Source organism: Bradyrhizobium sp. 155, assembly GCF_023101105.1.
GTDB classification, from domain to species: Bacteria; Pseudomonadota; Alphaproteobacteria; order Rhizobiales; family Xanthobacteraceae; genus Bradyrhizobium; species Bradyrhizobium canariense_D.
The window spans coordinates 3,333,509-3,357,654 of sequence record NZ_CP064704.1 but is presented as its reverse complement, the minus strand read 5'-3'; the positions used below and the strand labels follow the sequence as shown (position 1 = coordinate 3,357,654).

Annotated in this window: 30 protein-coding genes; 16 read left to right on the top strand and 14 right to left on the bottom strand. The window is 65.2% G+C overall.

Going from position 1 to position 24,146, the window contains the following annotated elements:
* Window positions 1-87: 87 nt before the first annotated feature.
* Window positions 88-1,326 carry an MFS transporter gene (locus tag IVA93_RS16390; protein ID WP_247297033.1) on the bottom strand — a complete coding sequence of 413 codons (1,239 nt, stop codon included), beginning with the start codon at window positions 1,324-1,326 and terminating at the stop codon, window positions 88-90.
* A gap of 129 nt (window positions 1,327-1,455) precedes the next feature.
* On the opposite strand from IVA93_RS16390, the gene IVA93_RS16385 reads away from it, so the two are divergent.
* On the top strand, window positions 1,456-2,064 hold the full coding sequence (locus IVA93_RS16385; RefSeq protein ID WP_085384428.1) for a TetR/AcrR family transcriptional regulator: 609 nt from the start codon (window positions 1,456-1,458) through the stop codon (window positions 2,062-2,064).
* Window positions 2,065-2,502: 438 nt separating this feature from the next.
* On the opposite strand, the gene IVA93_RS16380 is transcribed toward IVA93_RS16385, so the two are convergent.
* The gene (locus tag IVA93_RS16380; RefSeq protein WP_085386298.1) at window positions 2,503-2,694 is read right to left on the bottom strand and encodes a hypothetical protein; all 192 of its coding nucleotides are present in this window, start codon (window positions 2,692-2,694) and stop codon (window positions 2,503-2,505) included.
* Between the two features lie 282 nt (window positions 2,695-2,976).
* Here IVA93_RS16380 and IVA93_RS16375 point away from each other — a divergent pair, with 282 nt between their 5' ends.
* Window positions 2,977-3,348, top strand: coding sequence for a hypothetical protein (locus IVA93_RS16375; RefSeq protein ID WP_085384430.1), 372 nt, complete (start codon window positions 2,977-2,979; stop codon window positions 3,346-3,348).
* A 241-nt stretch (window positions 3,349-3,589) separates the two neighbouring features.
* Here the strand turns inward: IVA93_RS16375 and IVA93_RS16370 are convergent, their stop codons facing one another.
* Together IVA93_RS16370 and IVA93_RS16365 are read right to left on the bottom strand one after the other, a co-directional pair.
* Window positions 3,590-4,963: a PleD family two-component system response regulator gene (locus IVA93_RS16370; RefSeq protein WP_018455158.1), complete on the bottom strand. Its 1,374-nt coding sequence runs from the start codon at window positions 4,961-4,963 to the stop codon at window positions 3,590-3,592.
* A gap of 14 nt (window positions 4,964-4,977) precedes the next feature.
* Window positions 4,978-5,343: a response regulator gene (locus IVA93_RS16365; protein ID WP_007603272.1), complete on the bottom strand. Its 366-nt coding sequence runs from the start codon at window positions 5,341-5,343 to the stop codon at window positions 4,978-4,980.
* Between the two features lie 266 nt (window positions 5,344-5,609).
* Between IVA93_RS16365 and IVA93_RS16360 the strand changes: the two genes are divergently transcribed.
* Genes IVA93_RS16360 through IVA93_RS16350 form a run of 3 tightly spaced genes read left to right on the top strand, consistent with a single transcriptional unit; the run spans window position 5,610 to window position 7,614 of the window.
* Window positions 5,610-5,921, top strand: coding sequence for a DUF3572 domain-containing protein (locus IVA93_RS16360; protein ID WP_027518410.1), 312 nt, complete (start codon window positions 5,610-5,612; stop codon window positions 5,919-5,921).
* Window positions 5,918-7,207: a DNA polymerase IV gene (locus IVA93_RS16355; RefSeq protein ID WP_085395620.1), complete on the top strand. Its 1,290-nt coding sequence runs from the start codon at window positions 5,918-5,920 to the stop codon at window positions 7,205-7,207. The genes IVA93_RS16360 and IVA93_RS16355 overlap by 4 nt, the downstream gene beginning before the upstream one ends.
* Window positions 7,207-7,614 (top strand): ACT domain-containing protein, encoded by a 408-nt coding sequence (locus IVA93_RS16350; RefSeq protein ID WP_085351383.1) that lies wholly within the window; start codon window positions 7,207-7,209, stop codon window positions 7,612-7,614. The genes IVA93_RS16355 and IVA93_RS16350 overlap by 1 nt, the downstream gene beginning before the upstream one ends.
* A 9-nt stretch (window positions 7,615-7,623) precedes the next feature.
* On the opposite strand, the gene IVA93_RS16345 is transcribed toward IVA93_RS16350, so the two are convergent.
* Window positions 7,624-8,025: a RidA family protein gene (locus IVA93_RS16345; RefSeq protein ID WP_007603265.1), complete on the bottom strand. Its 402-nt coding sequence runs from the start codon at window positions 8,023-8,025 to the stop codon at window positions 7,624-7,626.
* 65 nt (window positions 8,026-8,090) lie between these two features.
* Window positions 8,091-8,936 (bottom strand): cell envelope integrity EipB family protein, encoded by an 846-nt coding sequence (locus IVA93_RS16340; RefSeq protein ID WP_247541102.1) that lies wholly within the window; start codon window positions 8,934-8,936, stop codon window positions 8,091-8,093.
* A gap of 234 nt (window positions 8,937-9,170) precedes the next feature.
* Between IVA93_RS16340 and IVA93_RS16335 the strand changes: the two genes are divergently transcribed.
* From IVA93_RS16335 to IVA93_RS16320, 4 genes are read left to right on the top strand one after another with little or no spacing between them, the layout of a single operon-like run.
* A complete protein-coding gene (locus IVA93_RS16335) occupies window positions 9,171-9,638 on the top strand; it encodes a RidA family protein (RefSeq protein ID WP_007611287.1) in 468 nt (155 codons plus the stop codon).
* Between the two features lie 5 nt (window positions 9,639-9,643).
* Window positions 9,644-10,390 carry a glycerophosphodiester phosphodiesterase gene (locus IVA93_RS16330; RefSeq protein ID WP_018455163.1) on the top strand — a complete coding sequence of 249 codons (747 nt, stop codon included), beginning with the start codon at window positions 9,644-9,646 and terminating at the stop codon, window positions 10,388-10,390.
* A gap of 54 nt (window positions 10,391-10,444) precedes the next feature.
* Entirely contained in the window at window positions 10,445-11,689 is a 1,245-nt protein-coding gene (locus IVA93_RS16325) for a GNAT family N-acetyltransferase (RefSeq protein WP_204511402.1), read from the top strand.
* A gap of 52 nt (window positions 11,690-11,741) precedes the next feature.
* Window positions 11,742-12,170, top strand: a complete 429-nt coding sequence (locus IVA93_RS16320; protein WP_018455165.1) for an HIT family protein — start codon at window positions 11,742-11,744, stop codon at window positions 12,168-12,170.
* 109 nt (window positions 12,171-12,279) lie between these two features.
* On the opposite strand, the gene tsaA is transcribed toward IVA93_RS16320, so the two are convergent.
* The 4 genes from tsaA to IVA93_RS16300 all read right to left on the bottom strand — a co-directional run bounded on the left by tsaA (window position 12,280) and on the right by IVA93_RS16300 (window position 14,941).
* Window positions 12,280-12,771: a tRNA (N6-threonylcarbamoyladenosine(37)-N6)-methyltransferase TrmO gene (gene tsaA / locus IVA93_RS16315; protein ID WP_018455166.1), complete on the bottom strand. Its 492-nt coding sequence runs from the start codon at window positions 12,769-12,771 to the stop codon at window positions 12,280-12,282.
* A 31-nt stretch (window positions 12,772-12,802) separates the two neighbouring features.
* The gene (locus tag IVA93_RS16310; RefSeq protein WP_018455167.1) at window positions 12,803-13,153 is read right to left on the bottom strand and encodes a branched-chain amino acid transport AzlD family protein; all 351 of its coding nucleotides are present in this window, start codon (window positions 13,151-13,153) and stop codon (window positions 12,803-12,805) included.
* Window positions 13,150-13,890, bottom strand: coding sequence for an AzlC family ABC transporter permease (locus IVA93_RS16305; protein ID WP_018455168.1), 741 nt, complete (start codon window positions 13,888-13,890; stop codon window positions 13,150-13,152). Before IVA93_RS16305 ends, IVA93_RS16310 begins: the two co-directional genes overlap by 4 nt.
* A gap of 106 nt (window positions 13,891-13,996) precedes the next feature.
* Window positions 13,997-14,941: a lytic transglycosylase domain-containing protein gene (locus IVA93_RS16300; RefSeq protein ID WP_247541099.1), complete on the bottom strand. Its 945-nt coding sequence runs from the start codon at window positions 14,939-14,941 to the stop codon at window positions 13,997-13,999.
* A 115-nt stretch (window positions 14,942-15,056) separates the two neighbouring features.
* On the opposite strand from IVA93_RS16300, the gene IVA93_RS16295 reads away from it, so the two are divergent.
* On the top strand, window positions 15,057-16,097 hold the full coding sequence (locus IVA93_RS16295) for a TRAP transporter substrate-binding protein (RefSeq protein ID WP_204513945.1): 1,041 nt from the start codon (window positions 15,057-15,059) through the stop codon (window positions 16,095-16,097).
* 42 nt (window positions 16,098-16,139) lie between these two features.
* On the opposite strand, the gene IVA93_RS16290 is transcribed toward IVA93_RS16295, so the two are convergent.
* Together IVA93_RS16290 and IVA93_RS16285 are read right to left on the bottom strand one after the other, a co-directional pair.
* Window positions 16,140-16,340 carry a hypothetical protein gene (locus IVA93_RS16290; protein WP_018455171.1) on the bottom strand — a complete coding sequence of 67 codons (201 nt, stop codon included), beginning with the start codon at window positions 16,338-16,340 and terminating at the stop codon, window positions 16,140-16,142.
* Window positions 16,341-16,416: 76 nt separating this feature from the next.
* Window positions 16,417-16,713, bottom strand: a complete 297-nt coding sequence (locus tag IVA93_RS16285; protein ID WP_085351377.1) for a hypothetical protein — start codon at window positions 16,711-16,713, stop codon at window positions 16,417-16,419.
* 233 nt (window positions 16,714-16,946) lie between these two features.
* On the opposite strand from IVA93_RS16285, the gene IVA93_RS16280 reads away from it, so the two are divergent.
* On the top strand, window positions 16,947-17,585 hold the full coding sequence (locus IVA93_RS16280; RefSeq protein ID WP_085351376.1) for an HAD family hydrolase: 639 nt from the start codon (window positions 16,947-16,949) through the stop codon (window positions 17,583-17,585).
* Between the two features lie 5 nt (window positions 17,586-17,590).
* On the opposite strand, the gene IVA93_RS16275 is transcribed toward IVA93_RS16280, so the two are convergent.
* Together IVA93_RS16275 and IVA93_RS16270 are read right to left on the bottom strand one after the other, a co-directional pair.
* Window positions 17,591-18,631, bottom strand: a complete 1,041-nt coding sequence (locus IVA93_RS16275; RefSeq protein ID WP_085384438.1) for a phenylacetaldoxime dehydratase family protein — start codon at window positions 18,629-18,631, stop codon at window positions 17,591-17,593.
* Window positions 18,632-18,657: 26 nt separating this feature from the next.
* Window positions 18,658-19,674: a carbon-nitrogen hydrolase family protein gene (locus IVA93_RS16270; RefSeq protein WP_018455175.1), complete on the bottom strand. Its 1,017-nt coding sequence runs from the start codon at window positions 19,672-19,674 to the stop codon at window positions 18,658-18,660.
* A 197-nt stretch (window positions 19,675-19,871) separates the two neighbouring features.
* Between IVA93_RS16270 and IVA93_RS16265 the strand changes: the two genes are divergently transcribed.
* The 5 genes from IVA93_RS16265 to IVA93_RS16245 all read left to right on the top strand — a co-directional run bounded on the left by IVA93_RS16265 (window position 19,872) and on the right by IVA93_RS16245 (window position 24,121).
* Window positions 19,872-20,828 carry an AraC-like ligand-binding domain-containing protein gene (locus IVA93_RS16265; RefSeq protein ID WP_018455176.1) on the top strand — a complete coding sequence of 319 codons (957 nt, stop codon included), beginning with the start codon at window positions 19,872-19,874 and terminating at the stop codon, window positions 20,826-20,828.
* A gap of 98 nt (window positions 20,829-20,926) precedes the next feature.
* Window positions 20,927-21,163 carry a hypothetical protein gene (locus IVA93_RS16260; RefSeq protein WP_085384439.1) on the top strand — a complete coding sequence of 79 codons (237 nt, stop codon included), beginning with the start codon at window positions 20,927-20,929 and terminating at the stop codon, window positions 21,161-21,163.
* Window positions 21,164-21,279: 116 nt separating this feature from the next.
* The gene (locus IVA93_RS16255; protein WP_085351373.1) at window positions 21,280-22,305 is read left to right on the top strand and encodes an aldo/keto reductase; all 1,026 of its coding nucleotides are present in this window, start codon (window positions 21,280-21,282) and stop codon (window positions 22,303-22,305) included.
* Window positions 22,306-22,331: 26 nt separating this feature from the next.
* Window positions 22,332-22,553: a hypothetical protein gene (locus tag IVA93_RS16250; protein ID WP_162496372.1), complete on the top strand. Its 222-nt coding sequence runs from the start codon at window positions 22,332-22,334 to the stop codon at window positions 22,551-22,553.
* 146 nt (window positions 22,554-22,699) lie between these two features.
* Window positions 22,700-24,121 carry an MFS transporter gene (locus IVA93_RS16245; protein ID WP_247789871.1) on the top strand — a complete coding sequence of 474 codons (1,422 nt, stop codon included), beginning with the start codon at window positions 22,700-22,702 and terminating at the stop codon, window positions 24,119-24,121.
* The last annotated feature ends 25 nt before the right edge of the window (window positions 24,122-24,146 follow it).

Below are 24,146 nucleotides of genomic sequence, written 5' to 3'. Positions count from 1 at the left end.
GCGCTGGGCACTGATCGGGGCAGCGGTACCACTCCGTTTGATGATGCCGCGCTCCACGAAGTTCGCTCAAGCCGCTGGACGCCTCGCCTACGCCGTCCGCAACACCGGCGCCGGCGGCTGCGACGGCCGGATCAGCGCAAACGCGACCTGGATGATGCCGCCGGCCAGCCCCAGCGCGACGCCGATGCGCCAGGCCATCGTGTACGAGCCGAGCGCGTCGTAGAGCAGCCCGCCTCCGTAGGCACCGAGGAAGCTGCCGATCTGGTGGCTCATGAAGGCGAGGCCCTGGATCATCGCCTGCCAGCGCAGGCCGAACATCTCGGCAACCGCGCCCGCGACCAGCGGTCCGACACCCATCCACAGGAAGCCCATGATTGCGCCGAACAGCAAGGTCGAGGCAGGCGTCGCCGGCAACATGAAGTACCAGGCCAGCGCCAGCGAGCGCAGGACGTAGATGCCGCCGAGCAGCGCCAGCTTGTTCCAGCGCTGGCCGGCCCAGCCGAAGAACAGCGAGCCGAGCACGTTGAAGCCGCCGATCATCCCGAGCGTCTGCGCGCTCAGCATCGGATCGAGGCCGCAGATCGCGAGATAGGACGGCAGGTGCGTGGTGAGGAACACGAGCTGCATGCCGCAGACGAGATAGGCGCAGGTCATCACCACGAAGGACGCATTGCCGAAGGCGGTCTTCGCTGCAATCATCGCCGTGGCATCGACGATCTCGTCAGTCGCGGGCTTCGGCAGCGGGACCGCGTCGACGCGCCCGGCATACCAGGCCGCCGGGATCATCAGCACCGACATCACCACGAAGCCGGCCAGCCCAATGCGCCAGCCAAAGCCCTCGTTGAGCATCTGCCCGATCGGCGCTGACAGCAGCGCGCCGAGCGAGCCCGCGCCGGAGACGATGCCGAGCACGGTGGAACGCACCGTCGCGGGCACCGCGCGCGCCGCCACCGACATCGCGATTGCCGCCGCGGTGCAGGCGAGCGAGGTGCCGATCAGCACGCCGGCGCCGATCATGATGGCGACGAGACCGTTCGCGGTTGCCATCAGCACCAGGCCCGCGATGTACATGAACGAGCCTGCGATCATGATCGGACGGAAGCCGTAGCGCGTGGTCATTGCCCCGGCGAGCGGCTGGAGAAAGCCCCAGGCGAGGTTCTGCACGGCCAGCGCCAGCGTGAAATCGGAGATCGACAGATGGATGTCGTGGGTCAGCGGCTGCATGAAGATGCCGAGGCTCTGCCGCAGCCCCATGCTCAGCGTCAGCATGATCGAGGCGCCGATCAGGATGGGCAATGTCGGGCGCAGGACCTGCAACAGGGGCATTTTTGTCTCCCTCATCGGCGCGGCGCGAGCGCCGTCGTCTGCAATATCAGTTGATTTTGGTTACACAGACCTGTGTACTTAGGCTATGAATAGCGTGCGCTGTCAAGCAAACAGGACATTCACCGCCGCATGGCTCCCCCGCCCGCCCCACAGACGATGAAAGAGCGGATTCTCGAGACCGCCGACAAACTGTTCTATCTTCAGGGCATTCGCGCCATCGGCGTCGACACCATCGCGGCCGAGATCGGCATCTCCAAGCGCACGCTCTACAACCACTTCCCCTCCAAGGACGCGCTGATCGCCGCCTACCTGGAGCGCCGCTTCGTGCAGCCCCGCCCCTCCGACAAGCCCCCGGCCGAGCAGATCCTCGCCACCTTCGATTCGCTGGAGCGCCGCTTCGCCGCAAAAGATTTTCGCGGCTGCCCGTTCGTGAATGCCGTCGCCGAACTTGGCCCGGCGGACCGCGCCGTAAAGAAGATTGCCATCGCCTTCAAGGAAAGCCGCCGCACCTGGTTTCGCGATCGCCTCAATGAGCTCGGCGTTGCGAACGCAGAGGCACTCGCAACGCAGCTTGTGCTGCTGGTCGACGGCTCGATCGCGCAGGACCTCGTCCGCGACGACCCCGCAATGGCCCGCGCCGCGAAGGAAGCGGCGACGGTGCTGCTGCGGAATGCGGGGGTGACGGTGGGAGATCAGACTACGGTGAAGCGAGGCAAGCGGCCGGCCCGGCATCCCTGAAGCAGCTGCAACATCAGAACCCGCCGCTCGCCGCAAGAAGTACGGATCGGAAAGCACGCACCGCAAGGTCCGTTTGCCGTGCTTCACCCTTCGATCTCTTGAAGCGAGTGGACTGAGAGGAACCATCGTCATTTCGGCGTAGTTGACCTTCTTTACACCGGAGAAGGTCATGAATCGAAAATCGCTTCTTCTTACAGCCGCACTGTCCTTCGCTGTTGCCGCTCCCGTCTTCGCACAAGGCGGCGGCGGAGGTGGTGGCGGCGGAGGCGCGGGTGGCGCAGCTGCGAGCGGCGGCGCGTCCGGATCATCCGCCAGCTCAGGCGCAGGCACTGGCACGTCTGGCGCCGCCAATGGAGGCCACTCGGCGCCATCCGGCATGGGCACAAACGGAACCTCAACCGGCGCTCACACCAACAACTCTCCAATCAACCCGAACGTTCAGCCCCCGACGCCGAACGGGAATACCGCGAGCACACCGACCACCACCGGCGCGGGCAACACCGCGTCAGGATCGACACAGGCGGGCACGCCAAACGGGACCGACAGGTCCGGTATCACGTCCACCAACGGCGCCAACAGCGACAACAAGAACCAGATGAGCCCCGCGGAGCAGGCAAGAACGGGGATCAAGACGCTTCCACAGGATCAAACTCCAGGAGCCGTCAGTGCGCCGGGTGTTGGCGTCGGTCATGCGGCGAACGGCTTGCCGATCGGTACGCCCGGTTCAGGGACCAGCAACGTCGATCAGAAGTGACCCGGACTTTCTCCATCTCCACAGGGCCCGCTACGGCGGGCCCTTTCTGTGACGTCCTGAAGGGAGTGGACGAGGCCTAGGGCTGCGAGGGCGAGACATGGAGTAAACTTGGCATCAGGCGGCCCTGCCGATACACTGGTTTTTTTTGGGGCGTGCCCATGATTAGATTTTCGTCGTTGCTGCCAATTTCATTTCTGATCATCTGCACCCCGGCCTGGGCCGACGAGATGAAGATCCAATTCACGTTTGGACCTCCGCGGCCCTGCACCACCGTCTTTCCCAATCCCGAAATCAAGATGAAGAGTGTTCCGCCCGGCACGCGCACGATCGTCGTCAAGTTTCGCAGAGAGAAGAACTACGAGATGGGGGGCCAGGAGATCCCATTTCCTTCAGACAACATCGTGAAGCCGGAGAGCTTGCGAACCTGGGGCCCCTGCAATTCCGGCCTGTACACTTATGAGGTCATCGCGAAGTCCAGCACGGGCGCGGCCCTGGCCAAGGCAGAATGGTCGGAGCCCTATCCTCCCTGACCTGAAGGGTGGACGCCCGCTTGTTCGCCGTGGCGTGCCGGATTCCTCGCTAGCGGGATGACAGCAGAGTTTGTGGATGTTGGATGCTAGCAGGATGCTCCTGTTTTGCCCGACGAGTCAAACGGCAATGCTGTGCGCATCAGCCGTTTTGCAGCCGACGTAAGCCATTGATCCGACTAGTGTCGGCTACTGTGCATGGGGTTGTTTTCGCGTTTTTTTACGCGGGCGTGTGCCAGCGGCCTCACGCCGCGTGCGACACCACGCGATTGCGGCCGTCGTGCTTGGCGCGGTACAGGGCGGTATCGGCGCGCTTGAGCACGTCGCCAACCGCCTCGCCCTTCTGCTCCAGCGTGGTCAGGCCGATCGAGATCGTGACCTCGATGCGCTTGGTGCCCTTGTGGATCGCAAAGGGCTCGCCGGCGATCGAGCGGCGCAGGCGCTCGGCGACCATGCCCGCGACGTGGAGATCGGTCTCCGGCATCACGATGACGAATTCCTCGCCGCCGTAGCGACAGGCAAGGTCGATGCCGCGGATCGACTTGCGCACCCGCACGGCGAATTCGCGCAGCACGTCGTCGCCGGCGTCGTGGCCGTAATTGTCGTTGATCGACTTGAAGTAGTCGATGTCCAGAATCATCAGCGCCAGCGGCTTGCCGCGCGTTGCGGCCTGCTCGGCCAGCGTCGCGAGATGGCTCTCCATGTAGCGCCGATTGTGCAGCCCCGTGAGCGCGTCGGTGATCGCCATCTCGATCGAATTCTGCACGTTGTCGCGCAAATGGTCGGTGTAGCGGCGACGGCGGATCTGGGTGCGGGCACGCGCCAGCAGCTCGATCTTGTCGATGGGACGCAGCAGATAGTCGTTGACGCCGATCTCGAGCCCGCGCAGCAGCCGCGTCGCGTTCTCGGGGTCGGCGATCGCCAGGATCGGCACATGCCGCGTGCGCTCCAGCGAGCGCGCCTGGCTGCACAGCCGCAGGCCGTCGAAATTGTTGAGGTCGAGCGAGACGATCAGCAGATCGTAATTGCCCTCGGCGGCGTGGAACAGCGCCTCCGTCGGGTTCGGCTCGACGTCGATGGTGTGCTCGGCGGCAAGGATCGTCGCCAGCCGCTCATAGGAGGACTGGCGGTCGTCGACCAGCAGGATACGGCCGCCCTTGCCGGTGTCGGAGATCGCACTGCGCTCGGGCGCCTGCATGCCGATCTCGAGCGAGGTGATGGCGCGCATGCGCAGCTCGTCCGTCATCATCTTCAGCCGGGTCAGCGAGCGCACGCGCGCGATCAGCACGACATCGGAGACGGGTTTTGTCAGGAAATCGTCGGCGCCGGCTTCCAGCCCGCGGTTGCGGTCGGACGGGCTGTCGAGCGCGGTGACCATCACGACGGGAATGTGATGCGTGGCCGGATCGGTCTTGAGCCGGCGGCAGACCTCGAAACCGTCCATGTCCGGCATCATGACGTCGAGCAGGATGATGTCGCATTCGGCGCGGGCGCAGATCGCCAGCGCCTCGGTGCCGTTCGCGGCGGTCATCACGTCGAAATATTCGGCGGACAGGCGGGCTTCGAGCAGCTTGACGTTGGCAGGGACGTCATCGACGACGAGAATACGCGCGGACACTGTGAACTCACTTCCTATCCGATGAAACGTCGGACCGTCTCAATGAATTTGCCGACCGAGATCGGCTTGGACAAATAGGCCTCGCAGCCGCCCTCGCGGATGCGCTCTTCGTCGCCCTTCATCGCGAACGCCGTGACGGCGACGACGGGAATGCTGCGCAGCTCCGGATCGTCCTTGATCCAGCGCGTCACCTCCAGGCCCGAGACCTGCGGCAATTGGATATCCATCAGCACGAGGTCGGGCCGCATCTTGCGAACGAGGTCGAGCGCCTCGTAGCCGTTGCTGGTGCCGGTGGTCTGGTAGCCGTGCGCCTCCAACAGGTCGCGGAAGAGCTTCATGTTGAGCTCGTTGTCTTCCACGATCAGGACGGTCTTAGCCATCCCGCCCTCCTGATTGGTCCGCAGACCGATGCATGTGACGCCTCAGGCGCCGGTCGCCGGCGCTTCGAAAACTGGATTCAAACTAGCCTCGAATTCGCTTGAGTTTCGTTAAACCCGAGGGCCGACTTTCTGCGATGTGGTTTCCAGTTGCTTGTCGGGGGTCGCAAGACTTGGGTAAGAGACTGGGCAAGAGACTTGGAAACGAGACTCGGGCATGGTGGCCCCAAAGTAGACACCGAAAGTTAACGGAAAGGCAAACCGGCCACGTGAAAAAGCCTGTTCACAACCCGCGCGAAGTCGCTGAAATCGTTGCGCTTCAGGCGCTGTCTTTCGTCGCGGGCGAACCCGAGCGGCTGGGCCTGTTCCTGGCCGAGACAGGGGTCGGCCCGGAGATGCTGCGCAATGCCGCCTCGGACCCCAATTTCCTGCTGAGCGTGCTCGATTTCGTGATGCGCGACGACGCCACCGTGAAGGCTTTTGCCAGCACGGCGGAACTGCATCCGACCAACGTTGCCGCAGCGCGGCAGGTTCTCGGCGACGCGCTCGGCGACCCCAATTGGGAGCGCGACGTGCCGTGACCTCCTTGGAGACGGCCGGGCCCCGCTGCTTCTGCCGGGATTGTTCGGCCGATCTGGATATGGGCGTGCGGCGCTGTTCCGCCTGCGGTTCCCCCCGCCTCGCCCGCCACCGCGCGCTCGCAAGCCTGACCATCGCCCATATCGACTGCGACGCCTTCTACGCGACCGTCGAGAAGCGCGACAATCCCGACATCGCCGACAAGCCCGTGATCATCGGCGGGGGCAAGCGCGGCGTGGTGTCGGCCGCCTGCTACATCGCCCGCACCTACGGCGTGCGGTCGGCCATGCCGATGTACAAGGCGTTGGAAGCCTGCCCGCATGCAGCCGTGATCCCGCCGAACATGGCGAAATATGTCCGGGTCGGGCGCGAGGTGCGCCAGGCCATGCAAGCGCTGACGCCGCTGGTCGAGCCGCTTTCGATCGACGAGGCGTTCCTCGATCTCTCCGGCACCGAGCGGGTGCACGGCATGATCCCGGCCAAGGTGCTGGCGCGGTTCGCACGCAACATCGAGCGCGACATCGGCATCAGCGTCTCGGTCGGCCTCTCCTGCAACAAGTTCCTGGCGAAGATCGCCTCCGACCTGGACAAGCCGCGCGGGTTTGCTGCGCTCGACCAGGACGAAGCGCGCCTGATGCTGGCGGAGAAGCCGGTCGGTTTCATTTTCGGCGTTGGACCCGCGACGCAGGAGCGTCTGGTGCAACGCGGCTTCCGCATCATCGCGGACCTGCAGAAGGCCGACGAGATCGAGGTGATGCGGCAGTTTCCGAGTGACGGCCGCAGGCTGTGGCGACTCGCGCGCGGCATCGACGACCGCCGCGTCGAGCCCGATCGGGGCGCCAAGACGATTTCGAGCGAGACGACGTTCGAGACCGACATCCGGGACTTCGCGACGCTGGAGAAGATTTTGTGGCGGCTGTGCGAAAAGACGTCGTCTCGCCTTAAGAGCAGCGAGCTCGCCGGCCTGACCGTCACGTTGAAGCTGAAGACCGCCGATTTCCGCCAGCGCACCCGCTCGCAGTCGATCACGGCCCCGACGCAGCTTGCCGCGAAGATCTTCTCGATCTGCCGCGAGATGCTGGCGAAAGAGATCGACGGCACCGCCTTCCGCCTGATGGGCGCCGGCGTCAGCGCCCTGCGCGAGGGTTCAGTCGCCGACGACACCGACATGCTCGACCGCCGCGCCGCCCATGCCGAGCGCGCGGTGGACAGCTTGCGCAAGAAATTCGGCAGCGCCGCAGTGATCCGCGGCATCGCGTATGAGGGGCCGGAAAAGGCGCAGGAGTGATGACAGGCGAACGCGACCTCCACGCACTGCTGAGACACATGAAGCCGGAGATGCGGCCGGGCATCTTCGTGTTCTGCACGATCCCGACGAACGAGCCAGTTCCCGCAGCGCTCAGTCCACTGCTGACGTTTTGCGAGCAGGAAGGAACGACGCTGGTGCTCCTGCGCGAAGAGGCCGAAGCGGCAGGACTACGCCACGCATTTGCATCGTGCCTGATCACCCTGACGGTTCACTCCGCACTCGATGCGGTCGGCTTCCTGGCGGCGATCACGGCACGTCTCGCCGCAGCCGGCATCAGCGTGAACGCCGTGTCGGCGTTTCACCACGATCATTTGTTTGTGCCGGCAGACAGGGCCGACGACGCGATGGTTCTTCTGCGAGAGATGTCCAACGCAACACACTTGTAGCGAAAGATCTCAATCCGCGACAGCCACCGCTTCGATCTCGATCATCCATTCCGGCGCGGCGAGCGCCGAGACGCCGACCAGCGTGCTCGCCGGCGGCTCCATACCTTCGAAGAAGGCCGAGCGGGCCTTGCCGATGATCGGGCGCAGCTCCGGCTTGTAGTTCACGACGAAGGTCGTGATCTTCACGATGTTGGCGTAGCTCGCGCCGGCCGCCTTCAGCGCATGCCCGAGATTCTGCATCACCTGCGTGGTCTGCGCCGCGAGATCGCCCTCGCCGACAATCCGCCCCTCCTCGTCCACCGACACCTGGCCGGAGATGTAGATCGTCCGCGCCCCCGTGGCGGTGACGACATGCGAATAGGCGGGATTGTGATGCAGGCCGCTGGGACGGAGATGATCGAGCTTGGGCATGACGAGCCTCCCGGATGTTTGTGGTTGGGAGGAGCGTAGCCAGAGACCGCGTTGCAGGCCAGCCCTCAATTGCAGGGCTTGCTGTCCTTCGCGTCGAACTTGCCCATCGCGCCCGAAATCACAAAATCGTTGTAATCGAGCACAAGCTGGCGCGAGACGCCGTTCTCGTAGAGCTCGAACGCCATCGCATAGACCGGCGTCTGCTCGCCTTCCTTCTGCTGGGCCTCACGATCGAAATAGCTGACGGTGACGGGCCAGCGCTTGAGGGACTTCATGTGCTCGTCGGACGTCGAGGGATCGGGCGAGCCTTCGCGTTCGGCGGGGATCGGCTGGCCGATCACGGTCAGCGTGTTGTAGACCTTTTGGCCATCGTCGGAGCCGTCATAGACGGAGAGTTCGAGCAGCGACTTGCCGTCCTTGGCGGCGGCAATGATGCGCTGGATCTGTTCGGTCGGGAATACGATCTTGCCGTCGAGCGTAAAGCTCTTCGGGGCCGGCAGCTTCAGCTTGACGTTGATGTGGTCGCCGTCGCGCTCAGCCGAGCCGTCGACCCGGCCGGCATCCGCCTCGTTCATCCGCGTCTCGATCTTGAAGCGGTAGCTTTTGCCGCCGGCGTCCTCCCAGGAATTGGAGCGGAGGTCGCTGAGCGTGACCTTGCCCTCGCCGCTGTCGAGCTCGGAAACCTGGCGGAATTCGGAGGTGTAGCCCTCGCACGAACTTCCGGTGAAATTGTAGAGGATGCGGCCGCGCGCGCTGTTGATCGAATTCGAGCGCGATTTCACCAGGCTCAGATCATAGAGCGCCTGATGCGCGAGAAACGGACCGTTCGCGGCCAACGCCTCGCCTCCGGGGCCGAGAGCGGCCGCCGCGAGCGCCGTCACACCGAGCGAAGTCCAGAAAAGGTGCAGCATGTCTGGTTCCTGAGGAAAGCGCAGATTCGACATTTTAATGACCGTTCCATTGCGTCGCAACTGAGGCCGTTTCACGTAAAGTTGCGGCCTTTGCGTTGAACCTCCTGCCCTGCCTCAACAAAATGCCACCCCCGACGGTTGCTTGCATGTGGCGGCACGATGGGCGAAACAGGGCCCGCCCGGCCTGCAAGGGATGCGCCGGGGCGGATGGATTTTTGGACAACGAGGTCGGACATGGCGGGCACGGTCGAGCAGAAGCTGGCGGAACAGGGCATCAAGCTGCACGAGGCCCCCACCCCCGTGGCAAACTACGTGCCGTTCGTGCGCACCGGTAATCTGCTGTTCGTCTCCGGCCAGGTTTGCTTCGATCCCGCCGGCAAGCTGATCGCCAAGGGCAAGCTCGGCGCCGGCGTGACCATCGAAGACGGCGCCGCGGCCGCCCGCGGCTGCGCCGTCAATCTGCTGGCCCAGGTCAAGGCGGCGCTGGGCGACCTCGACAAGGTCGTGCGCGTGGTGCGCCTCGGCGGCTTCATCAACTCGGCGCCGGACTTCCTGGACGGGCCGAAGGTCCTCAACGGCGCCTCCGACCTGATGGTCGCCGCCTTCGGTGACAAGGGCCGTCATGCCCGCACCACTGTCGGCGTCGCCTCCCTGCCCGCGGATGCGGCGGTCGAGGTCGAAGGCGTGTTTGAGGTCGCCTGAGGCGAATGCGCGCTCCTGATTGGCTGACAGCCCGCCCGGTCGCCCATCGCGGCCTGCACGACATTTCCCGCGGCATCGTCGAGAACATGCCGGGCGCGGTGCAGGCTGCAATTGCGGGCAATTTCTCCATCGAGGTCGACATCCAGCTCTCCGCCGACGGCGAGGCCATGGTGCATCACGACCATGCGCTCGGCCGCCTGACCGAGGCCACCGGCCCGCTGGTCGAGAAAACCGCCACTGAACTGAAGGCGCTCACGTTCAAGGACACGGCCGAGCGGATGATGTCGCTCAGCGACCTCTGCGCCCTTGTTGGCGGCCGCGTGCCGCTGGTGATCGAGGTTAAGAGCCGTTTTGACCGCGACCGCAAGCTGGTGAAGCGGATGGCCGAAGTGCTCGCGTCCTATGATGGCCCCGCGGTCGGCATGTCGTTCGACCCGGACCAGGTGCTGGCGCTGCGCGAGCTGCTGCCATCCCGCCCCCGCGGCATCGTCGCGCAACGGAGCTATCAGGACGACTACTGGGCTCATCTGACGCAGCAGCAGCGCGACAGCATGCTGTACCTGCGCCATGGTTTTCAGACCCAGCCGCAGTTCGTCGCCTTTAGGGTCGACGACCTGCCCGCCCCCGCCCTCTGGATCGCCCGCAATGTGTTCGGCTGCGCTCTACTGGGCTGGACCGTGCGTACGACCGAGCAGCGGACGCGGGTCGCGCAATATGCGGATCAGATGATCTTCGAGGGCTTCGTACCCTAGGCTTGATGTTTCCCACTCTTGAAGTCGCTGCTGCAATGCACGATCTTGGGCACGATGGCACCATCCGAAATCACCCTTGAGGCCGTACCTTCCATTGGCGAAGTATCGCCGGACGACTGGGACGCCTGCGCCAATCCCGGCGGCAAGTCTTGTAATGGGCATGGCAAGGGAACCTCATCCGGACTTCCAGGGGATTCCCTCGGCCTCTCAAAGCCCGGCTATAACCCCTTCGTCTCCCACGCGTTTTTATCGGCCGTTGAGAAATCGGGTTCGGCCACGATCCGCACCGGCTGGGGACCGCGGCATCTCGTGGCCAAGGTCGACGGTCGCGTCGCCGGCGTCGTGCCCTGCTATCTGAAATCGCACTCGCAAGGCGAATATGTCTTCGACCGCGGCTGGGCCGATGCCTATGAGCGCGCCGGCGGGCGGTACTATCCGAAGCTGCAGGTTTCGGTTCCGTTCACGCCGGCGACGGGACCGCGGCTGCTGGTCCGCGACGGCGTTGACCGCGAGCACATCATGGAAGCGCTGGCGAGCGGGTTGGTGGCGCTGTGCGGTGTCAGCAAGGCTTCCTCGGTGCACGTCACTTTCGCCCGCGAGGCGGAGTGGAAGCTGCTCGCCGAGCACGGCTTCCTCCAGCGCACCGACCAGCAGTTCCATTGGCACAACGAAGGCTTTGCGAGTTTCGACGATTTCCTGGCGACGCTGAACTCCCGCCACCGCAAATCGATCAAGCGCGAACGGCGCGATGCGCTGGCTGCCGGGGTCACCATCCACTGCCTCACGGGCAAGGAGATCACCGAGGATGCCTGGGATGCGTTTTTCATGTTCTACATGGAGACCGGCTCGCGCAAATGGGGCCGCCCTTATCTGACGCGGGAATTCTTCTCGCTGATCGGCGAAACCATGAGCCAGGACGTGCTGCTGGTCATGGCATGCCGCAACGATCGCTGGATCGCGGGCGCGATCAACTTCATCGGCTCGGACACGCTGTTCGGCCGCAACTGGGGTGCGGTCGAGCATCATCCCTTCCTGCATTTCGAGGTCTGCTATTACCAGGCGATCGACTTCGCCATCAAACGCGGTTTGGCGAATGTCGAAGCCGGCGCGCAGGGCGAGCACAAGATCGCACGCGGCTACCTGCCGCGGACCACCCACTCCGCTCACTTCATCGCTGATCCGGGCTTGCGCCGCGCCATCGACGATTACCTCAAGCGCGAGCGCGCCTATGTTGCGGAAGCCGGACGGGAGCTGGCCGAGCTCGGCCCGTTCCGCAAAGGCGCCGACGAGGCGCCTTGACGGTTCGTTGCGGCTGGTGACAGTAAGCGCAAAATTCCAGGGAGCCGCCGCCATGACCGCCTACGACCCCGACAACATCTTCGCGAAGATCCTCCGCGGTGAATTCCCCTGCCACAAGGTTTACGAGGATGAGCACGTGCTCGCCTTTCTCGACATCATGCCGCGGGTACCGGGCCACACGCTGGTGATTCCAAAAGCTCCTGCCCGCAACATCCTCGACATCAAGCCGGACGACTACGCCCACGTCGCCCGCGGCGCACACAAAATCGCTGCCGCAGCGATGACGGCGTTCAAGGCCGACGGCATCACCGTGCAGCAGTTCAACGAGGCGGCCGGCGGACAGGTGGTGTTTCATCTCCACATGCACGTGATGCCGCGCCACGACGGCGTGGCGATGCTTCCGCCCGCCAGCCGCAAGGAAGACGTCAAGGTGCTGGAAGAGAACGCGACCAAGCTGATCGCGGCGTTGAAGGCGGGCTGACGCTCTCCACTCGTCATTGCGAGCGCAGCGAAGCAATCCAGACTGCCTCCGCGGCTACAGTCTGGATTGCTTCGTCGCAAGAGCTCCTCGAAATGACGGAGGAGACACTTCACTCCGTCTGAAAATCTCCCGGCTGCGGGGCGGCCAGCGGCGTGAACTCGCAACGATCTGGTTTGATGTCGATCAGCGGCGTGTTGTCGAGGCAATCGAGCCCGCGCACCAGAATCGCGTTGCCTTCGATGCCGACCAGCTTCACGATCGACGTGCCGATCGGATTAGGGCGCACCGGCGAGCGCAGCGAAAACGTGCCGCGGGTCTTCTCGTTGTTCTTAGGGCTTTGCAGGACGATGTCGCGGCGCGACTTGTCGAGCCAGTAAAGCACTTCGAGATTGCTGTAGAAATCGACGCCCTTGATCGCCGGCACGAACGGCTCGAAGATCTCGAGCCGACATATCGGGCCGTCTGTCCGGCCCTGCCGCGGGGTCTCCATCCGCGAGCTCCAGGGCGTGCGGATGCGGCCGATGAAGACGAGTCCGGCATCTTGCGTCGGCGGCAGCTCGATGGAGACTTCACCCTCGCGGAGCTGGTTTTCGCGAACCATATGTCCAATTCCCTGCTGTTCGCCGGCGGTTTTAGCCCAACCACCACTTGCCGGCCAGCATGAAGACTTCGCCCGCGACCACGCCCGCGAAGATCGAGCGGCGGGCCAGCAGGAAGACGACGAGGCCGGCGCCGACCGCACCGTAGCGCAGGGCGTCCGGCACGCTCGCAAGCGCCCCGGGGGGCTCGACCACGATCTGGGCGATGACGCCGGCCAGGGTCGCCGTGGCGACCGCCCGTACCCAGACCAGAAGCTCGGAGCCCTCGTCGATGCCGCCGCCGAACCACAGGCCCAGCATGCGCCATATCTGGTTGGGAACAACGCCGGCGACGAACAGCACCGCCAGCGCGTGCCAGTCGCCGATGAGCTGCGCAAAGCTCATGCGCGCACCTCCCGCCACCAATGCGCGCCATAGGCAATCGTGCCCGCCACGAGCCCGCTGACGAGGATGTCGAGGCCGGAATTGATCTTCGCGGCCAGTGGATACAGCAATATGCCCAGCGCGAGGGCGACGACATCGGCGAGCTCGCGGCTGTTGCGTGCGGTCGAGAACAGGAAGGACAGCGGCGTCAGCAAAAGGATCGCCGCGCCAAGCGTCTGAGTCAGATTGGCGGCAAGGAAATAGCCGACCGCATTGGCGGTGAGACACACCGAGACAAGACCGAAGCCAAGTCCGTTGACGAAGGCGATCCGGCGTTCACGCGGTACCTGCGGCAGGAAGCGATGGCATTCGACCCACAGTGTCACCGCGGTGAGATGCGCCGCGAAAAACAGCTCGCGCCGTTTCGTCGTCGGCGTGCGCATCAACGGCAGCACCGAGACCACCATCGGAAACAGCCGGATCGCACTGACGGTGACCGCGATCGCGGACTGGACGATCGTCGCGCCGGAGCCAAGCGTGGTGATCAGGATGATCTGCGCCGGACCTGCCCAGACGAACAGCGTCGAGCAGAGCGCCCAGAGCAGGCTGAAATGTGTGTCGTGGGCGAGCGCGCCGATGCCGAGATAGGTCACGAACAGCACGAGCGTGAGGATGGTCTGCGTGATCGAGCGCAGCCCCCACGCAAAGGCGCGCCAGGGACTTTGCCATTGAGGTGAATTGAGCGGAGGAAGCGCCACGGGGAGTCTTGGCCGGATGAGGAATCGTGCCCGCATAACGGGCAATGCGGCGCCTCGCGTCAAGAAAGCGCACGGCGGGGCTGGCATGCACGCTGGGACAGATGCCCTACCCGCTCACACCGCGATTCTTCAGCACGAAGCACGCCCCGCCGGCCTTGCGGATGCGACCGCAGAGTTCATCCGCCTCGCTCCGCGTATCGGCGCCGATGCGCACCTGGTAGAAGGCGCGCGTGCCGCGGCTGCGCATCACCGAGCTGAGCAGGCTCGGATCACGTTCGCCGATCACGGCGCTCAGCCGCGTGACCGCGCGGGAGTACATCGCCAGCGCGCGGTTGCGGTCAAAGCCCGCGGCGAGCTGCACGCCCCAGACCTTTGCAGCCGCAAGCTCCACATGCTGCTCGAGCTCGGCGACGAAGGCATTCGGCGCGCGCTTCAAAAGCGCCATCAGATCGCGGCAGCTCGTCGGCGGCACGCCGGGCGGCCCCTTGCCGGTCGCGCCTGCCTTGGCCCACGCATCGACGCTCGTGCCGGTGATCGCAAGAACGTAATTGCGGGTCTGCTCGGGCATGCCGCCGGTGCCGGCGAGCCATTCCTGCACCCGGCGCGGCCCGGCATTGTAGGCGGCCGCCGCCAGCCCCAGATTGCCGAACTGGTTGCGCAGCTCGTTCAGGAATTCCGCCGACTTCGGCAGCGCCTGCACCGGATTGAAGGGATTGAGCAGCCCGCGCTCGCTCGCGGTGCCCGGCATGAATTGCGCGATCCCCTGCGCCCGCTCGCCGCTGCGCGTCACCGGCCCGACCGCATCGGTCTGGAAGCGGCTTTCCTGCCAGATCACGCGGGCGAAGAACTCCAGCGGAAGATTGGCATCGCGCGCCGCGGCCTCGATGATCAGGCAGATCGACTCCCGCGTGTCGCTCTCCCGCGCACCGGGCTTCTCCGGCTGCACAGTGAGTTCTTCGACGCTTGGGATGGCAACGTCGGTCTTGGCGGGCGAACTGTCCCATGCCGCGGCCTGGGTCGACGAGACAAGCAGCGCGGAGATGATGCACATCGCAATCTGCACCCATCGCGCGCAGGCACGGCGGTAGCGCGCCTCGGCGCGGCATGCGACAGTGTGATCAACAATGTTGTGGCATCGTGCCATGGTTCGACGGGTCGCCAATATTATGCTGCCTGACCTGCTTCTCCCAATGCGTTACCCCGCCAACCGGATCCGCGCGATCCTTGTCCTCGCCGCGCTCATCCTGAGCGTCGCGCCAGCCGCCGCGCAGGTGACGTCTCAAGTCGCGTCTCAAGTCAATTGGCGGATGACCACGGAATACCCTGAGAATAACATCTCCGGGATTGGGCTGGCGACTTTCGCCAGCCGCGTCTCCGACCGTACCCACGGCTTCGTGACCGTGACTAACGCCTTCGACAACCAGCTCAAGATCAACTCGGGCGAGATGCCGCGCGCGGCGCTGGACGGCCGGATCGCGGGCGGCGATGCCTTCGCGGGCGCGCTCTCGGGCCTCGACCCTGTGCTCGGATTGTCCACCCTGCCTTTTCTCGTGCAATCGGTGGATCTCGCCCGGGCCACCAATCTGCGGGCGCGACCGCTCTATGAGAAGGCGCTGGCTGCGCGCGGCCTCAAGCTGCTCTATGTGACGATCTGGCCGGCCACGGGCCTCTGGTCGGAGCAGTCGCTCGACGGTGCTGACGACCTGCCGAAACTGAACCTGCGAACCTACGATGCCAATTCCACCGAGGTCATGCGCGCAGCCGGCGCGAACGCGCAATTCCTGCCGATGGATGCGGCGCTCGCCGGACTGAGGGAACACCGGCTGAATGCCTTCCTCACCTCCGGCGACGGCGGCGCGGGACGCAAATTGTGGGACTTCCTGCCGCATTTCACGGCCATCAACTACGCGATGCCAATCTCGATCGCCTTCGTCCGCAGCGACGCCTTTGCCGAACTGTCCGAACCGATGCAGCGCGAGGTGCTGGCGGCGGCGGCCGAGACTGAGCAGAGCCAGCTGGCGCTATTGAGCCACCGCACCATCGAGAACTATGCGCGCATGCGCGACAATGGCGTCCATATCGCCGAGCCGGCGCCTGCGTCCCTTGTCACGGAGCTGCGGAAGGCAGCAACGGGCGCGATCACCGCCTGGGAAACCCGGGCAGGCGCGGAGGCGACCGCCATCGTCGAATGGGCGAGACAGCAATGAGGGAGCGGTAGCGGCGCTCCGCTGGTCTCGCTGCCTACCGCCTTAGTTTTTGACCGCAACCGGGATTTCGCCCCGGATGGCGCGGTCGAGGGCATCAATCAGCGCCTGGATCTCGATAAACTTGTTGCGCGCTCGCTCGGCCGTGTCGCGCACAAAGGGGGCGGCCAGCACTTTCGCATGCGCGTCCCTGTCCTCGATCATGCGCTCACGGGCCTTCTTCAGGGTTTCAAGTCGCTCGCTCATCCGGCCTCTCCTGAAAAAATCGTCTCGATCCCTCGTCCGGACTCGTTGATCGACGAGCGCGGCGAACGAGCAACCCTCAACAGCCGCGGCAGATGTTCTTCAGCTTCGCCGCGGTTCTGGCCTCTTCCGCCACGAACGGGTCCTTGTAGGCAGCACGGGACCCATCGCCTTCCGCAGCAGCGGGCTTTTTTTCCTTCGGAGGAAACGCAGCATCGTAGCAGGCGAGACGTCCGCTCGTGCTTTCGATCGCCCGGCAGTCCGGTCCTGCCGCGACAGCGCCTTGCGACAGTGTGCCAAGTATCAATGTGCCAAGCATCAATGCGACGAGAAGCGCTCTCCGGCGGATCCAGTCGACCAGACGAAATCGAGTCATGCACGCTCCTGCTCAGTCGGCGGGAGCGCTGGTGACCCTCAGTCACCGGTCGATGCCAATGGAAAGGCGGTGATGGCGCGACTCTACGCTTCCCTCCCGCGAATAGCGAGCTTTAAGGGATACGCGGTATCGGGAAGGCGATTTTCGGCGTGACAATGGTTGCGCGTTTGCCTTGGCCCCCGGCCTCGTTTAGGTCTGGCAATAGGCGGCGGTATCAACACAGGCGCGACAATATGGTGACCATTTATTTCGATCTCGACGGCACGCTGACCGACCCGAAGCCCGGGATCACGCGCTCGATCCAGTACGCCCTGGAGCGGCTCAACGTTGCGGTTCCGAGCGAGGACGAGCTGACCTGGTGCATCGGGCCGCCGCTGCATGCCAGCCTGCAAAAGCTCACGGGCAGCGCGGAACTCGCCGACCGGGCGCTGCTGCTCTATCGCGAGCGCTTCAGCGACGTCGGCCTGTTCGAGAACGAAGCCTATGCCGGTATCGTGGACACGCTGACAACGCTTGCCGCGACAACACCGCGCATGTTCGTGGCGACCAGCAAGCCCGCGGTCTACGCCACCCGTATCGTCGAGCATTTTGGCCTCAAACCGTATTTCGAGCGGGTGTTCGGCTCCGAACTCGACGGCACGCGCGTCGACAAGCGCGACCTGCTGCGCTACGCGCTCGACGAAGCCAGGGTCGATCCCGCCAGCGCGATCATGATCGGCGACCGCAGCCATGACGTGGTCGGCGCCCGCACCAACGGCATGACCGCGATCGGCGTGCTCTATGGCTACGGCAGCGAGACCGAGCTGCGGGACGCCGGCGCGCATCACATCTGCGCCGCGCATCCCGAGCTGCTCGGCCATTGCGTGATCTAACTCTATCAAGCGGCGACGGTCTCCACCGCCGCCAGCATGCCGGTCTTGGCGTGACAGTTCAGGTACTCGAAGAACTGCTCGTCGGCAGCAGCCACGGTGACCTCGTGGTAGAGCCGCAGTTTTGCCGAGGGGCCGAGCGTCGACAGGTACTTCATCGCGGCGCCGAATATCCTGACGTGGGACGGATGCGATTCCGCCCACCGCTCCAGCGCCGCCAGGCTCTTCCACCAGCTTTGACCGTAGGACTTTTCACTCGCGTCCCCGCCGGCTGCAAGCACGCGCATGTAACGGTTGGCGTAACAGCCGATGCCAAGGCCGTCATCGCGCAAGAAATCCATGCCCTCGCGCAACACCGGTTCGACGTCGTCGAGATAGAGCTTTCGTTCAGAGGTCTCGGTATCGCTCCAATCCTGGCCTGATCGGATCAGACAGAGATTGTCGTGCGCCTTCACGCGCAGCCGCGCGCCGTCGCGGATCAGCTCGGGATTGCCGCCCGGCGACATCGGGCCGGTCTGTGACAGCGGGATGCGGTCGCGCATGCCGCCCCAATAGGCGTGCTCCTGCACCTCGCCGCTCATGCCGCCGGAGATTGCGGCGACGCCCTCGGGCCGGCCGAGCGAGGAAAACAGCGTCTCGTGCCGCGCCACCGTGGGGCGCAGCACCTCGATGAACGTGCCGATGCCCTCGGGCTGCGCTCCGGTCCAGGCCTCGCGCGCCGATGCAAACCATTTGTCGAACCGCGCAATGTCGTCCCAATAGGCCACCGAGACGACGTTCTCGTAGCCTGCCTGATCAACATATTGCGCCCGGTCCCAATGCGAAGGACCGCCTTCCGCGGCAAACCGCGCCGCGATTTCGGCGAGAGCGTCCGTTGCAGCAGCTGCCGCCGTGCCGCGATACTGAAGGCCGAAATAGGCCATCACGACCCGGTTCACGGAAGGCTTATAGCGCGCCACGAAGGACGGGTATGGCGGCTGGTAATCGTCCGGCACGCGCTTGTGGCGCGTGCGCGGCGTCTCGAGATGCAGAGGAATTGCGGATTCCATGATCGTGCCTCCCTCGATTGCGGCGATCAGCTCGCCGCCGCGGCAATGTCCGTGGGCTCGACGGTGTCGACCGGCAGCGCAAACTGCTCGACGCGCTGGTATCGCTTCTTGTTGAGCAGGAGCCGGGTCACGTCGGGGCGCGAATAGTGCCCGGCTGGATCAGCGGCGTTCTTGGCGACGCCGATGGCGCCAAGATCGATCTCGGCGATCAAGAGGCCCTCCTGGTCCGGCGCGAGCTTATCGCCGATCTGGCTGCCATCGGGGCCGTAGATCGCAGCGAAGCCGCCGCCGGCATGCAGCAGCGCGTGCTTGTCCGGCCGATCACAGAGCTCGTCGATCATGGCTTGCGAGACCGTCGCGCAAGGCGCGAGCACGAAACAGGAGCCCTCGACCGCATAGACGCGCGAGGCGGCGTTGTTCACCTCGGCGCCGAGCGCCGGCGCGAAAGGATCGTAGAGCGAAAAGCTCGGCCAGGCCGCGACATGGACCTGCTCATTCTGGGCATACATGGCGTATTTCGACAGCGGCTGGAGATGCTCCCAGCAGCACAGGGCGCCGATGCGGCCGATGTCGGACCGCGCGTGCACGGCGAGATCGCTGCCGTCGCCCTCGCCATAGACCGTGCGCTCGGCATGGGTCGGCCGCAACTTGCGGCGCTTTGCGATGGTCTCGCCATCGGGCCCGATCAGCCATTGCGCCAGATAGAGACTGCCGCCGTCGCGCTCGGACAGACCGAGCACGGCAGTGAGCTTGGCCTTGCGCACGGCGTCGCGCAGCCGCTCGGCCTGCAGACTGTCATAGGACAGCGAATTGTCGAAATAGCGTTGCACGAAGCCACGACCGATCGCCCAGGCCGGCGAATCCATCCAGATGTGCCAGGGGTAGCCGGGGATGAAGGCTTCCGGAAAAGCGATCAGCTTGGCGCCCTTCTCGGCGGCGTCCCTGATCAGGGCGATTGACTTGTCGATCGAGGCGTCGAGATCGAGCCAGGCGGGCGCCGCCTGCACCACCGCGACCTTGTATTTCGGATGTTCGATGCCCATTCCCGCCTCCCTTGCCGGTTGATCGGAAGCCAGGTCCGATGCAGTCTATTTGACCAAGCCGGGCGGCGGGCGCTCGACCGCGGCGGAACAAAAACTCGACCGGACGGGATTCACCGACCCGGTACGGGATTTGCCTTCGTCAGTCGGGACCAGCGCCGACACGCGATTTTGCGGGATGTGAAAGGGAGGCTCTGCAGATGCCAATCCAGTTCACCACGGACGACAGCCCAGGCCACCGCCGGCTTGCGCTCTGGCAGGAAATCGTTTGCGACGTCTTCGTCGGGCTCGACTGCAGGTCCGATCTTGGCAGCGCCTTTCGCGGCACGGTCACCCGGGCGCCACTGGGCAAGGCGGAATGCTCCGAGGTCTGCTCCGACCGTCAACACGTGTTGCGCACGCCGTCGCGCATCGCGCGCTCGGATCAGGACTTCATCCTGATCGCGCTCGGCAATCGCGGCGCCGGCGGCGTGGTGCAGGACGGCCGCGAGGCCGTGGTCAGTCCGGGAGAGTTTGCGCTCTATGACACCACCCGTCCCTACGAGCTGAAATTCGACGGCATCTTCACGCAGACCATCTTCAAGGTGCCGCGCGAGATGCTGCAGCGCCGGCTCGGCGCGACCGAAACTCTTACTGCCACCTCTTTCGGGCCGGACTCGCCACTGCAGAGGATCGCCTACGATTTCATCTACCGGCTCTGCCAGAGCGCGGATCAGATCGATCTGCACCACGCCGCCGCTCTGTCGGAACAGGCCGTCGATGTCCTGGCGATGGCGCTGGGCGAGCGGCTGGGCAAGACGCCGCTGCCGTCCTCGACGCATCGCTCCGCCCTGCTCTACCGATTGAAGGCGCATATCCGGGCTCATCTTGCCGATCCCGACCTCTCGCTGTCCGAGACCGCAGCGGCGCTCGGCATCTCGTCCCGCTATGTCAACGATCTCCTGGCTGACGAGGACACCTCGTTCCAGCGCTACGTCCTCGGTGAGCGCCTCGCTCAATGCAGGCGCGACCTCGCCTCCCCCGTGCTCGCTCACCGCCACATCAGCGAGATCGCCTTCGCCTGGGGCTTCAACGACCTCTCGCATTTCGGCCGCGTCTTCCGCGAGCATTTCGGGATGTCACCGCGCGACTTCCGGCAGAGCCAGTCGCGGCATTGACGTCCGGGCAGCCAATGGCCCGAGCCTTCGCTTCAGGCGAAGGCCGTGCTCGTGAATTCCAGATTGTCAGGTGCTGCAGCCGGGATCAGGCTCTGCACATGAGAACCAACGCCACGATAAGCGGATCGGAAGTCTTGCTCGGCGTGATCGCGATCCGGCTCGCGGTGCTTGTTGCGGTGGGCTGGAGCCTGACGCTCCTGCCGCGGCCGGCGCGCGAGAGCGAGGCCACCTGCCTTCAATCACCAGTAACGAGGGGCGCGGCTCCGCTTCCGGCGACGACGGCCAGCCCGCGCGTGACTGACGCGGCATTCGATGACATGCGTCTGCACGACTAGGCCGTTTCCAAGCAAGGCCGGTATGTGAGCGCGAGGTAGGACACGGCGCAGCCTTGCATTACGATCCGGCACAGAGGTCGCGGGGATCAATCAGCGGCCAGCCGAGGAGCAAATCGATGGAATACCGACGCTTGGGCCGCTCGGGCCTCATGGTGCCCGCCTTGAGTCTTGGGACCGGCACCTTCGGCGGCGTGGGCCGCCTCGCTGCGTGGGGCACCACCGACGCGACCGAAGCCCGGCGCCTTCTGGATATCTGCCTCGATGCCGGCGTGTCGATGTTCGACACCGCGAACGTCTATTCGCTCGGCGAGTCCGAGCGCGTTCTCGGCGAAGCCATCAAGGGCCGCCGCGACAAGGTTTTGGTTTCGACCAAGGCGACGTTCCGCTTCGGCGACGGCCCCAACGACATCGGGTCGTCGCGGCAGCATCTGCTTACAGCCATCGACGCTTCGCTGAGCCGGCTCGGCACCGATTACATCGACCTGTTCCAGCTTCACGGCTTCGACGCCTTCACCCCGCCTGAAGAGGTGCTCGCGACTCTCGATGTGCTCGTGCGCGCCGGCAAGATCCGCTACGTGGGCGTGTCGAACTTTTCGGGCTGGCACCTGATGAAATCGCTTGGCGTTGCCGACAAGCATGGCTTCCCGCGTTACGTCGCCAACCAGACCTATTATTCACTGATCGGGCGCGACTACGAATGGGAGCTGATGCCGCTCGGCCTCGACCAGGGCCTCGGCGCGGTGGTCTGGTCGCCGCTCGGATGGGGACGCCTCACCGGAAAGATCCGCCGCGGCCAGCCAAAGCCTGACGTAAGCCGCTTGCCCAAGACGGCCGAGTTCGGCCCGCCCGTGCCGGACGAGCACGTCTATCGCGTCGTCGATGCGATCGACGAGGTCGCCAGGGAAACGGGCAAGAGCGTCTCGCAGATCGCGCTGAACTGGCTGCTGCAGCGTCCGACCGTCTCGACGCTGATCATCGGCGCGCGCAACGAGACGCAGCTGCGCGAAAATCTCGGCGCGGTCGGCTGGTCATTGACCAAGGACCAGATCGCCAAGCTCGATGCGGCGAGCAAGGTGACGCTGCCCTATCCTTACTGGCACCAGCGCACAACTTTCACCGACCGCAATCCGCCGGCGGTGTAGAGACCGGCACGCCGGCGCAGTCCGGCTTGAGCTGCATCAAGCCGGCCCGCGCCGACAGTGGCATCGTGCGCTCACGCGAGGCAGCCGATGCGCCGATTTGCCATGAAGGCCCTGTTCACCGCTCTCAATCTCAACCGCGCCGAGCGGAGCGGATCGATTGGGAGCGCACCATCCTGATCGTCTCGACCGCGGTGACGGTTGGGCTCGGCGCGCTCTATGTGTTCGGGAAGTCGACCTCCCGCTGGTGAGCCGCGAGGCCATGCCGACCCATGCCCGCGCTGCCGGGAGACCCGCTCCCGGCGCAGGAACCGCCCGTATCCTGCCGGGTTGCGATGCATCTCGCAATTTCCTAATCCGGAGACGAACCACGGCTCGAATCAAGCACGCCGCCATCATGTTGCCAGCCTCCATGGAGCACGCCGACGGCCTGCCGCAGCCGCAGCGTGGCCAGGCGGTCCTGACCATTGCGCTCGGCATTATCATGGCAGTGGTCGACAGCGCCATCGCCAACGTCGCGCTGCCGACGATCGCGGCCGACCTCGACGCCAGCCCGGCGTTCTCGATCTGGATCGTCAACGGCTACCAGCTCGCGATCACGATCTCGCTGCTGCCGCTGGCTTCGCTCGGCGAGATCGTCGGCTATCGCCGCGTCTATCTGGTCGGCCTGGTGCTGTTCACATTTGCCTGCGCACTCTGCGCGCTGGCGCACACGCTGCCGCTCCTCACGATTGCACGCATCGTGCAGGGGTTCGGCGCGGCCGGCATCATGAGCGTCAACGCAGCGCTGGTGCGTTTCACTTACCCACGCAGCCAGCTCGGCCGCGGCATCGGGCTCAACGCTCTCGTCGTCGCCTTCTCAGCCGCGGTCGGCCCGACGCTCGCCGCCGGTATCCTGGCGTTCGGCAGCTGGCCCTGGCTGTTCGCCATCAACGTTCCGCTCGGCGTGGTGACATTGGTGCTGGGCCTGCGCAGCCTGCCGCACACCAGGCCTGCGAGCCATTCCTTCGACTGGCAGAGCGCGGGGCTGTCCGCGATCACCTTCGGCGTCGGCATCGCGGCCGTCGATAGCGTCGGTCATGGCGAAGCCGCGATCACCTGCCTCGTGCAGTTCGCCATCGCGCTCGTCGCCGGCGCGCTGCTGATCTACCGCGAGACCCACATGGCCTCGCCGCTGCTGCCGATCGACCTGTTGCGCATCCCCGTGTTCGCATTGTCGATTGCGACTTCGATCGCCTCGTTCTGCGGGCAGATGCTGGCCTTCGTCGCGATCCCCTTCTATCTCCAGAGCCGCTTCGGCTATTCGGCGGTGCATATGGGCCTCTTGATCACGCCGTGGCCGATCGCGGTGGCGTTCGCAGCCCCCCTCGCCGGCCGCCTGGTGGAGCATTATCCGGCCGGCCTGCTCGGCGGCATCGGCCTTACGCTGTTCGCCTGCGGCCTCGCTGCGCTCGCCTTGCTGCCGGCTGCGCCCACGCCGCTCGACGTGGTCTGGCGGATGGCGCTGGCCGGCGCCGGCTTCGGCCTGTTCCAGACCCCCAATAACCGCACCATGATCGCGGCCGCCCCGCGCGAGCGTGCCGGCGGCGCCAGCGGCATGCTGGGGACGGCGCGGCTGCTTGGGCAGACCACCGGCGCAGCGCTGGTGGCACTCTTCCTCGGCCGCTATCCGATCGAGGGAACCAGGATCGCGTTGCTGACCGGCGTCGGCTTCGCGCTCTGCGGCGCAGCGCTGAGCATGTTGCGGCTGTCGTCCGCGGGTGCGCGCGGCGCCGAGCATGTTCGCGTGCAGGACGACCAGCGCCTGCGCGGCGAATAGCGCGCGACCATTTGGGAAGGCCGAT

What these genes read in the sequence shown, in the direction of transcription:
- IVA93_RS16390 (WP_247297033.1), bottom strand. Translation starts at nt 1,326, where the DNA reads ATGCCCCTGTTGCAGGTCCTGCGCCCGACATTGCCCATCCTGATCGGC.
- IVA93_RS16385 (WP_085384428.1), top strand. Translation starts at nt 1,456, where the DNA reads ATGGCTCCCCCGCCCGCCCCACAGACGATGAAAGAGCGGATTCTCGAG.
- IVA93_RS16375 (WP_085384430.1), top strand. Translation starts at nt 2,977, where the DNA reads ATGATTAGATTTTCGTCGTTGCTGCCAATTTCATTTCTGATCATCTGC.
- IVA93_RS16365 (WP_007603272.1), bottom strand. Translation starts at nt 5,343, where the DNA reads ATGGCTAAGACCGTCCTGATCGTGGAAGACAACGAGCTCAACATGAAG.
- IVA93_RS16350 (WP_085351383.1), top strand. Translation starts at nt 7,207, where the DNA reads ATGACAGGCGAACGCGACCTCCACGCACTGCTGAGACACATGAAGCCG.
- IVA93_RS16345 (WP_007603265.1), bottom strand. Translation starts at nt 8,025, where the DNA reads ATGCCCAAGCTCGATCATCTCCGTCCCAGCGGCCTGCATCACAATCCC.
- IVA93_RS16340 (WP_247541102.1), bottom strand. Translation starts at nt 8,936, where the DNA reads ATGCTGCACCTTTTCTGGACTTCGCTCGGTGTGACGGCGCTCGCGGCG.
- IVA93_RS16335 (WP_007611287.1), top strand. Translation starts at nt 9,171, where the DNA reads ATGGCGGGCACGGTCGAGCAGAAGCTGGCGGAACAGGGCATCAAGCTG.
- IVA93_RS16330 (WP_018455163.1), top strand. Translation starts at nt 9,644, where the DNA reads ATGCGCGCTCCTGATTGGCTGACAGCCCGCCCGGTCGCCCATCGCGGC.
- IVA93_RS16325 (WP_204511402.1), top strand. Translation starts at nt 10,445, where the DNA reads ATGGCACCATCCGAAATCACCCTTGAGGCCGTACCTTCCATTGGCGAA.
- IVA93_RS16320 (WP_018455165.1), top strand. Translation starts at nt 11,742, where the DNA reads ATGACCGCCTACGACCCCGACAACATCTTCGCGAAGATCCTCCGCGGT.
- tsaA (WP_018455166.1), bottom strand. Translation starts at nt 12,771, where the DNA reads ATGGTTCGCGAAAACCAGCTCCGCGAGGGTGAAGTCTCCATCGAGCTG.
- IVA93_RS16310 (WP_018455167.1), bottom strand. Translation starts at nt 13,153, where the DNA reads ATGAGCTTTGCGCAGCTCATCGGCGACTGGCACGCGCTGGCGGTGCTG.
- IVA93_RS16300 (WP_247541099.1), bottom strand. Translation starts at nt 14,941, where the DNA reads ATGTGCATCATCTCCGCGCTGCTTGTCTCGTCGACCCAGGCCGCGGCA.
- IVA93_RS16295 (WP_204513945.1), top strand. Translation starts at nt 15,057, where the DNA reads ATGCTGCCTGACCTGCTTCTCCCAATGCGTTACCCCGCCAACCGGATC.
- IVA93_RS16290 (WP_018455171.1), bottom strand. Translation starts at nt 16,340, where the DNA reads ATGAGCGAGCGACTTGAAACCCTGAAGAAGGCCCGTGAGCGCATGATC.
- IVA93_RS16285 (WP_085351377.1), bottom strand. Translation starts at nt 16,713, where the DNA reads ATGACTCGATTTCGTCTGGTCGACTGGATCCGCCGGAGAGCGCTTCTC.
- IVA93_RS16280 (WP_085351376.1), top strand. Translation starts at nt 16,947, where the DNA reads ATGGTGACCATTTATTTCGATCTCGACGGCACGCTGACCGACCCGAAG.
- IVA93_RS16275 (WP_085384438.1), bottom strand. Translation starts at nt 18,631, where the DNA reads ATGGAATCCGCAATTCCTCTGCATCTCGAGACGCCGCGCACGCGCCAC.
- IVA93_RS16270 (WP_018455175.1), bottom strand. Translation starts at nt 19,674, where the DNA reads ATGGGCATCGAACATCCGAAATACAAGGTCGCGGTGGTGCAGGCGGCG.
- IVA93_RS16265 (WP_018455176.1), top strand. Translation starts at nt 19,872, where the DNA reads ATGCCAATCCAGTTCACCACGGACGACAGCCCAGGCCACCGCCGGCTT.
- IVA93_RS16260 (WP_085384439.1), top strand. Translation starts at nt 20,927, where the DNA reads ATGAGAACCAACGCCACGATAAGCGGATCGGAAGTCTTGCTCGGCGTG.
- IVA93_RS16255 (WP_085351373.1), top strand. Translation starts at nt 21,280, where the DNA reads ATGGAATACCGACGCTTGGGCCGCTCGGGCCTCATGGTGCCCGCCTTG.
- IVA93_RS16245 (WP_247789871.1), top strand. Translation starts at nt 22,700, where the DNA reads ATGTTGCCAGCCTCCATGGAGCACGCCGACGGCCTGCCGCAGCCGCAG.